Origin of the sequence: Canicola haemoglobinophilus, from assembly GCF_002015075.1 — a bacterium.
Classification (GTDB): Bacteria; Pseudomonadota; Gammaproteobacteria; order Enterobacterales; family Pasteurellaceae; genus Canicola; species Canicola haemoglobinophilus.
The window spans coordinates 1-6866 of sequence record NZ_MUXZ01000073.1; the positions used below are offsets into that span (position 1 = coordinate 1).

At 35.2% G+C, this 6866-nt stretch carries 8 protein-coding genes; 4 read left to right on the forward strand and 4 right to left on the reverse strand.

Translation table 11 applies throughout. From position 1 onward, the window contains the following. Positions 1 to 216: 216 nt before the first annotated feature. The 4 genes from nagE to B0186_RS11320 form a co-directional block, all read right to left on the reverse strand. The gene (gene nagE, locus B0186_RS11305) at positions 217 to 1674 is read right to left on the reverse strand and encodes an N-acetylglucosamine-specific PTS transporter subunit IIBC (RefSeq protein WP_078219563.1); all 1458 of its coding nucleotides are present in this window, start codon (positions 1672 to 1674) and stop codon (positions 217 to 219) included. Positions 1675 to 1984: 310 nt separating this feature from the next. Then, positions 1985 to 3349: a nucleotide 5'-monophosphate nucleosidase PpnN gene (ppnN, locus tag B0186_RS11310; protein WP_078219566.1), complete on the reverse strand. Its 1365-nt coding sequence runs from the start codon at positions 3347 to 3349 to the stop codon at positions 1985 to 1987. Between the two features lie 13 nt (positions 3350 to 3362). After that, a complete protein-coding gene (queF, locus tag B0186_RS11315) occupies positions 3363 to 4202 on the reverse strand; it encodes an NADPH-dependent 7-cyano-7-deazaguanine reductase QueF (RefSeq protein WP_078219567.1) in 840 nt (279 codons plus the stop codon). A gap of 14 nt (positions 4203 to 4216) precedes the next feature. Then, positions 4217 to 4996 carry a Zn-ribbon-containing protein gene (locus tag B0186_RS11320; RefSeq protein ID WP_078219568.1) on the reverse strand — a complete coding sequence of 260 codons (780 nt, stop codon included), beginning with the start codon at positions 4994 to 4996 and terminating at the stop codon, positions 4217 to 4219. An 85-nt stretch (positions 4997 to 5081) separates the two neighbouring features. On the opposite strand from B0186_RS11320, the gene B0186_RS11325 reads away from it, so the two are divergent. The 4 genes from B0186_RS11325 to cspD all read left to right on the forward strand — a co-directional run bounded on the left by B0186_RS11325 (position 5082) and on the right by cspD (position 6684). Beyond that, positions 5082 to 5396: a YqcC family protein gene (locus tag B0186_RS11325; RefSeq protein WP_078219569.1), complete on the forward strand. Its 315-nt coding sequence runs from the start codon at positions 5082 to 5084 to the stop codon at positions 5394 to 5396. After that, the gene (gene truC / locus B0186_RS11330; protein WP_078219572.1) at positions 5396 to 6103 is read left to right on the forward strand and encodes a tRNA pseudouridine(65) synthase TruC; all 708 of its coding nucleotides are present in this window, start codon (positions 5396 to 5398) and stop codon (positions 6101 to 6103) included. Before B0186_RS11325 ends, truC begins: the two co-directional genes overlap by 1 nt. A 28-nt stretch (positions 6104 to 6131) precedes the next feature. Continuing rightward, positions 6132 to 6302, forward strand: coding sequence for a YoaH family protein (locus B0186_RS11335; protein ID WP_078219571.1), 171 nt, complete (start codon positions 6132 to 6134; stop codon positions 6300 to 6302). 172 nt (positions 6303 to 6474) lie between these two features. Further along, on the forward strand, positions 6475 to 6684 hold the full coding sequence (gene cspD, locus B0186_RS11340) for a cold shock domain-containing protein CspD (protein WP_078219570.1): 210 nt from the start codon (positions 6475 to 6477) through the stop codon (positions 6682 to 6684). Positions 6685 to 6866: the final 182 nt, after the last annotated feature.

Below are 6866 nucleotides of genomic sequence, written 5' to 3' on the forward strand. Positions count from 1 at the left end.
ATTTTGCTCACATTTCAACTTAAACGCTAACTTTTTCATTTTGTTTTTGCGTAATAAAATCAATTTATGGCATGCCCGATTGCCAAGGCGTGGAGTTGTTTTTCGTTCATAATAAAATACCTGTGTCTAGATGTATTATCTCAGAAAAAGGTATTTACACAAATTGTGGGAGAGGCTCCCTATAGTTAATATTTACCCTAATTTTTACACAAGTTATTATATTTTGACTTGCTGTTTAATGGCATCTGCAACTAATTCAGCTTCAGGACCTAAAATGACTTGTAAGCCATTTTCAGCTAATTTAACATTTCCTTTTGAGCCTAATGCTTTTAATTGATCTTCGTTAATTTTATTGCGATCAATTAAAGTTAAACGTAAACGAGTGATACAAGCATCAATAGTTTCGAAATTGTCTTTACCGCCTAAAGCAACGATGAAATCCGAAGCTAGCTGTTCACGAGAAATATTCGTTTTTACTGTTACTTCTTCGTCTTCTTCATTACCAGGGGTTTTTAAGCCTAATACTTTGATTAGAGTACGGAATATAACATAATAAATCACTGCAAAAACAACACCTTGCACTAACAACATATACCATTGTGTTGCTAATGGGTTTTGTGAAGATAACACCATATCCACTAAACCAGCACTGAAACCAAAACCTGCCATCCATTGCATTGAAGCTGCGATGAAAACAGATAAACCAGTTAATAATGCGTGGATTACATAAAGAACTGGTGCAACGAACATAAATGCAAATTCTAATGGCTCAGTAACACCAGTGAAGAATGAAGCTAATGCAGCGGCAAACATAAGTGCTGCAACTTGTGTTCTTTTAGCTGGTTTTGCACTGTGATAAATCGCAAGAGCTGCTGCTGGTAAACCGAACATCATAACAGGGAAGAAACCAGCTTGATACATACCAGTTACCCCTAAAACTGCGGTGCCATTTGCAAGAGATTGTGCACCACCTAAGAAGTTTGGAATATCGTTGATGCCTGCTACGTTAAACCAGAATACAGAGTTGAGTGCATGGTGTAAGCCCACTGGGATCAATAAACGGTTTAAGAAACCATAAATTCCAGCACCAGTAGCCCCTAAATCAGTAATAGATTTACCAAAACCGACTAAACCATCAAAGATCACAGGCCATAAATACATTAATAAGAATGAAACAACAATCATTACCATAGAGGTTACAATTGGAACTAAACGTTTACCGCTAAAGAATGCCAATGCTTGTGGTAATTCAACTTGGTGGAAACGGTTATATAATTCAGCAGAAATAACCCCAACTAAAATACCGATAAATTGGTTATTGATTTTACCGAAAGCTGCTGGAACTTGATCTGCTGGGATACCTTGTAATTGTGCAACAGCCCCTGGAGATAAGAGAGTAGTCACCACTAAAAAGCCTACTAAACCTGAAAGTGCGGCTGAACCATGTTTATCTTTTGACATACCGAAAGCAACGCCAACAGCAAATAAAATTGCCATATTATCGATAATAGCCGCTCCAGATTTAATTAAGAACGCAGCTAGTTGGCTTTCGCCACCCCAGCCATTTGGATCGATCCAATAACCAATCCCCATTAAAATTGCTGCTGCAGGTAATGCAGCTACAGGCACCATTAATGCCTGTCCTATTCTTTGTAAATAACCTAATACACTCATAATCAAGCTCCTATTTTATCTGCCTAATATTCAATCTTGTTGAGATAAATGTAAACGCTTACTCAACTATTGCTAACTATATGCCAATAATTTTTTAGTGCAATTCAAAACTGTTATTTTTGTGAGATAGGTCACTAAAACTACAATCTTTGTTTAAATTGGGATAAATATAAAAGCTCAAGACAATCAATGTTAAATAGTCTTGAGCTGATTATTGAGATAAAACTCAAAAGAAAAATACCGCACTTTTCTTTTGAGTAGATGAAATGAATACTTTTTTGAAATCGTTTACATGAATTGAAAAATCAGTTTATTTTTGGATTTCATAGCAAGGTTCGTAAGCATCACCACTCGGTAACTTCATTCTATGCTGTTCAATAAAATCCTGTAATAAATTATCTATTTTTTGCATTAATACCGGATCACCTTTTAATTTAAATTTTCCTAATTCAGCAATTTTATCCTGAGTATCTGGTTTAATATTACCTGCCACAATGCCAGAGAAAACACGACGTAAATTAGCTACTAATTCAACTTTTGCTTGGTCAAAATGTAAATTTAAATTTGCCATATTTTCATGAGTTGGAATAAAAGGTGTTTGAAATTCAGTAGTAATTTCTAATGACCAGTTGAAATTGTAAGACTCATTTTTTTCATAACGTGATTTTTGGATTTCACTCATAGCTTCATTCATACGTCGAGCAACTGTCACAGGATCATCAATGATAATTTCATATAAAGATTGTGCTTCAGTACCTAAAGTATCGCCAATAAATTGATCAATTGAAGCAAAATAAGCCACACTTTCTTTTGGCCCAGTTAAAATTAATGGAAGTTGCTGAGCATGATTTGCTGGGTTGAGTTTAATACCCAAAATATACAGTAACTCCTCAAAAGTACCGGGACCTCCTGGGAAAATAATAATGCCATGTCCCATACGAACAAATGCCTCTAGGCGTTTTTCAATATCAGGCATAATAATGAGCTCATTTACAATTGGATTTGGTGGCTCTGAGGCAATAATTGATGGCTCTGTAATACCAATAAAACGGCTTTGCTTGTAACGTTGGTTTGCATGACCAATGGTTGCGCCTTTCATTGGTGCTTCCATTACGCCCGGTCCACAGCCCGTGATAATGTTTAATTCACGATGTCCTAGTTCCAAACCAACAGCACGACAATATTGATATTCAATTTGATTGATAGAATGTCCGCCCCAGCAAACCACTAAATTAGGCTGTTCGCCATTAATGAGGGCTTTGGCATTACGCAAAATAGAAAAGACTTGGTTGGTAATATGTTTGCTATCTTGAATATCGCAAGGATTAATACGTTGGTTTAATACGTTAACAAATAAAATATCACGCAATACCGCAAATAAATGATATTGAATATTTTTAATCATTTTGTCGTCAACAAAAGCACTGGCTGGAGGATTGTGTAATTCCAATGCAATTCCTCGTTCTCTTGCAACTAAGTTAATATCAAAATCAGGATATTTATTTAATAGCTCACGGCTATCATCTGTAATAGCCCCCGAATTGAGTACAGCCAATGAGCAATTGCGGTAAAGTTGATAAAGTTTGCTTTTGGCTTTTTTAGCTAATTGTTCAACTTCCATATGTGAAAGTTGATCCATACTTCCCTTTGGATTGACGTAATGTATATGATTCATAAAAGTTCCTTTATTATTGGCGTGCAAGACGCTGGTTAAGTGGGGTAGGTTCAAAATTTGACCTAAATGGGTTAATGTCTAATCCACCTCGTCTTGTATAACGAGCATAAACACTGAGTTTTTCTGGTTGAGCAAATCGCATAAGATCACAAAAAATCCGTTCGACACATTGCTCATGAAATTCATTATGTTGTCGGAAAGAAATCAGATAACGCAAGATTTTTTCTCGATTTATTTGTTGACCCACATAATGAATTTGTATCGTTCCCCAATCGGGCTGATTGGTAATTAAACAATTTGATTTTAATAAATGGCTTACTAAGGTTTCTTCAACCCATTGTGTACTTGTACAATTTTCCAACAGGCTAGGATTGAATTCATAGGAGTGAATTTCAATATCCTGTTCATCAATACATTCACCTTGTAAAGTAGCAATAGCTTGTCGATCATAATATTGTAGGGAATTCAACCGCACTTTTACTCGGCCTTGAGCACATTGGGTTAAATCTTGTTGTAAAATTTCTTCAACTTCTTGTAAATTTTTAAATTGGCTTTGATTAAAACTATTTAAATAAAGTTTGAAACTTTTTGACTCAATCAAATTTTCACTTTGGTAATCAATTTCCACATCGGCAATCGCCACTTGTGGTACACCTTTTAAATTTAACCAAGAGATTTCGTAAGCTGTCCAAATGTCTGCGCCGAAAGTGAAAGGTTGTTTTTCAGTGATACCTAAATCATTTCGGTTAAGTTTGCGTGGTACAGCTTGCAACAAAGTGCGGTCATAAGTTGAGGTATATTCCGTTTTTTGCCCTAACTTTAATGCTTGTAAACTTTGGTCTTGATATTGCATGCTTTTCCCTTTAGTTATTGCCAATGCCAAGATAAATTGGACACGAGGCGACAATGATCACATTTAAAATGGAAGATATTGAATAGAGGTTTATCTAAATTCCATTGTTGTTGGCAGCTTGGGCATAAGCGTTGTTGTTCGCTTTCTAAATCTTTGCCTCCAATACGGTACAGATAATAATAAGTTGGAATGCCAGTGTGTTTTTCAATCTCTTGCGCAAGATGATAACCATGTTTACTTAACTGGCTATCAAACTCGCTGATTTCATTTAATGCTTGCTTTTCTAAGGTTGAGCCATTCATTTGTAATTGGTCGCAAGCCTGCCAATTTTCTTGCCATTTAATAATATCCATACTCAAGTGCGGTATGTTTTTGAATTGTTTATATAATGGAATTGGCAACAAATCATCTCCACTATGCACAGGAGAACAAGATTGCAAATAAGTTGTATAAAGCACTTGCCAAGTAGGTTGTTCGCCTTGATAAGTCATATTTGAATTTAAGTCATCAGCAATAATCTGAAAACTATCAAAAATAATTCCCGCACTTTCAGCTTGTTCAAGGGCTTTATTTACTTCTGCATTATTAAATTCAGGTAATAAACTTTGTTCTTCAGGACAAGTCACACGTAAAGCAAAGAATCCTTGATCAGCGGTGAATAATGGGATTTCACGCCCAATAATTTGTCCGTTATAGCGCCATTGTTCAACGATTTGATTTATTAGATAAGTGACATTATTGACAGGAGAGTCTTTTGTTTGTTGGTAGGTAAAAAATACTTCGATTAGATACATATTTATTGTTCGATGATTATTGAGAGGAGTAGATTAACATAATTAATTTACATAGAATATAGCTTTTTATTTTCGAGCATACTCAATGAAAACTGAAATTAAACTGCATTTACAAGCATTACAACAAGTGATGCAAAATCTAGATTTATGGCAATCTTACCCTCCCGAAGAGCAAGCTTTTTTAAGCACAGAACCCTTTTCCGTAGATACGATGAGTGCCAATGAATGGCTACAATGGATTTTTATTCCTCGTATGTATGCCTTATTAGAGGGTGGGCAATCTTTACCACACAAAATGGCAATTACTCCTTATATTGAAGAAGCATTAAAAGATCTAGATAGATTAAATGAGCTTCTACAACCTATTTATGAAATTGAGAAATTATGTCAGAACCCGTAATACTAGATATTCTGTATCAAGATGAATTTCTCGTTGCAGTTAATAAACCAGCTGGAATGTTAGTGCATCGTAGTTGGCTAGATAGCCATGAAACGCAATTTGTGATGCAAACCTTGCGGGATCAAATTGGGCAACATGTGTTTCCTATTCATCGTTTAGATCGCCCAACTTCTGGCGTTTTACTTTTTGCTTTAAATGCTGAAATAGCAAATTTGCTTTGTTTACAGTTTGAGCAAAAAAAAGTGGAAAAAAGCTATTTAGCTGTTGTGCGAGGCTATTTGACCGATGCTCAAACCATTGATTATCCGCTTAAAGTGCAATTAGATAAAATTGCAGATAAATTCAGTCAGGAAAAAGAACCACAACAAGCAATAACGGACTATCGGGGACTTAAAATTGCTGAAATGCCTTATGGGGTAGGGCGCTATACAACTTCTCGTTATTCACTGGTACGTTTAATTCCACACACAGGACGTAAACATCAATTGCGTCGTCATTTAAAACATATTTTTCATCCTATTTTAGGTGATACACAATATGGTGATTTACATCAAAATCGGGCATTAAGTCAAAATGTTGGTGTAAATAGACTAATGCTCCATGCAGAGAAACTTTGTTTTCAGCATCCAGTAACAAATGAAAGAGTGGAAATTGTTGCAGATTTAGATGAACAGTGGAAACTTTTGTTTAAAACATTTAATTGGTAAAAAATTTAACAAAACTCAAGGAAAATTTATGTTAGATAATGCAATTTTAAATTTAACTCATGAACAGCAACAAAGAGCGGTAGAAAAAATTCAAGAATTAATGCGACAAGGTATTGGTAGTGGTGAAGCTATTGCACTTGTTGCGAAAGAATTGCGTGAGTTAAATGCAAAACAAACCTCAAAAAATACTGAAATTTAGCAAAAAATATCTCTTTTTTGTGATCTCTGTTGGATTTTTGAATATTGATGATTGCAAAGATAGCTAATTTCATTGAATATCTAGCTCAAGTTTAGAAAGGGGATAAGGCTAGCAGTCTTATTGTGAAGTAAAGTAGTCTGTAAAGACGTAAAGCCAAAAGAGGTTAGTAATTATGGAAATTGGTATCGTTAAATGGTTCAATAATGCAAAAGGATTTGGTTTCCTTACGGTAGAAAATAGTGATGCTGATATTTTTGCACATTATTCTGTTATTGAAATGGAAGGGTATCGCTCTTTAAAAGCAGGGCAAAAAGTCCAATGTGAAGTTGTACATGGTGATAAAGGTTCTCATGCCACAAAAATCATCCCAATTGTTGAATAATAAAATTAAAAGTAGCGTAGTAAAGAACCATTTACTAAATAAAGAGTAGGTTGCGAATAATGATTTTTGCATAATTACCCCCTTATTGTGACCCCATCCCAAATTCTGTGTAAACACCCATTTCAACTTAACGGTGCTCGTCTAGGCGAGCACCAAAATCAATCATAAATCGATTCATCGCC